Source organism: Streptomyces sp. NPDC014889 (assembly GCF_043081205.1).
Lineage (GTDB): Bacteria > Actinomycetota > Actinomycetes > Streptomycetales > Streptomycetaceae > Streptomyces.
In genome coordinates this window covers 1-1,632 of record NZ_JBIBWH010000046.1, presented here as the reverse complement: position 1 = coordinate 1,632, position 1,632 = coordinate 1, and the positions used below count along the sequence as shown (strand labels likewise).

The following is a 1,632-nucleotide window of genomic DNA, read 5'->3' as shown; positions in this document are numbered from 1 at the left end:
TTGGCTCTGGCCCGTAGTCGGTGGTGACGCCGAGTAGCTGTCCGCGATCATGATCTCGTGATGGATGTCAACTCCCTTGTGGGGACGGTGTTTTCCGGGCTGTCGGTGCTGGTCGTCGAGGACGTGGCGGACGGCGGTGACTCGGTGGTGGTCGCGGCTCGCACTCGGGACGTGGCGGTGCCGTGTCCGGTGTGCCGGACGCCGACGGCGAAGGTGCACGGGTACCACCGCCGGACGGTGACGGACGTGCCGGTCGACGGCCGCCAGGTCGTGGTACGCCTGTGCGTACGGCGGTTGGTCTGTCCGGTTCTGGGCTGTGGGCGACAGACCTTCCGTGAGCAGATTCCCGGACTGCTGGAGCGTTACCAGCGCCGCACGGTGCGGCTGGCTGGGCAGATATCGCAGGTGGCCCGGGAGTTGTGCGGCCGGGCGGCGGCACGCCTGGCCGGCCTGCTGGCCGTGCCCGTCTCCCGCAGTACCGCGCTGTGCCATCTGCGGCGCCTACCGGTGCCTCAGCAGGCGATCCCGCGGGTGATCGGCGTGGACGATTTCGCGCTGCGCCGCCGCCACCGCTACGCCACGATCATCACGGATGCCGAGACGGGCCGACGCGTCGCGGTCCTGCCCGACCGCGAAGCCGCGACGTTGGAGGCCTGGCTGCGCGAACATCCCGGTGTCGAGGTCGTGTGCCGGGACGGCTCGGCGACCTACGCCGAGGCTGTCCGTCGCGCCCTGCCGGATGCGGTGCAGGTCAGCGACCGGTGGCACCTTTGGCGCAATCTCTGCGACAAGGTCCAGCTCGAGGTCCGCGCACACGCCGGATGTTGGGCCACCATCAACCCGCCCCGCCCTGGCGGAGTACGCGAGCAGACTACCCGCGAACGCTGGGACAAGGTCCATGATCTCCTCGGCCAGGGCGTCGGCCTGCTCGGCTGCTCCCGCCGCCTGGGCGTGGCCCTGAACACCGTCAAACGCTACGCCCGCATGCCTGAACCCCAGGTGTTGCGAATCGCCCCCACCTACCGGCCCACCCTCGTCGACCCCTACCGGGATCATCTGCGCGCCCGTCGAGCGGCCGATCCCGCAGTCCCTATCACCCACCTGCTGCAGGAGATCCGGGAGTTGGGCTATACGGGCAGCGCCAACCTGTTGGTCCGATATCTCAACCAGGGCCGCGCTGAAGGCGACCGCCCCGTCACCACCCCACGTCACGCCAGCCGCCTGATGCTCACCGACCCCGAAAACCGGCGACCGAAGGAAACGGCCCTGCTGGAGAAGATCGCCGCGGCCTGCCCGGAGATGACCGCACTCGCCGATCTCGTACGCGGCTTCGCCGCCCTGCTGAAACCGGCCGAGGGAAACGACGTGAAACTCACCGCCTGGATCACGGCCGTCCGCGCCGTCGGCCTGCCCCACCTGCGCAGCTTCACCAACGGCCTCGAAATCGACCGCCCCGCCGTGAACGCCGGCCTCACCTTGCCCTATCACAACGGCCGCACCGAAGGCGTCAACACCCGCACCAAGAGAATCATGAGACAGATGCACGGACGCGCCGGATTCGACCTCCTCCGCCACCGCATCCTCCTACCCTGACGGTCACCCAACGTCACCACCGACTACGGGCCAGAGCCG

1 protein-coding gene is annotated in these 1,632 nt (G+C 69.2%); it reads left to right on the top strand.

Annotation, left to right across the window (positions count from 1 at the left end):
• Positions 1–87: 87 nt before the first annotated feature.
• Positions 88–1,593, top strand: coding sequence for an ISL3 family transposase (locus ACF09J_RS36015; RefSeq protein ID WP_392309664.1), 1,506 nt, complete (start codon positions 88–90; stop codon positions 1,591–1,593).
• Positions 1,594–1,632: the final 39 nt, after the last annotated feature.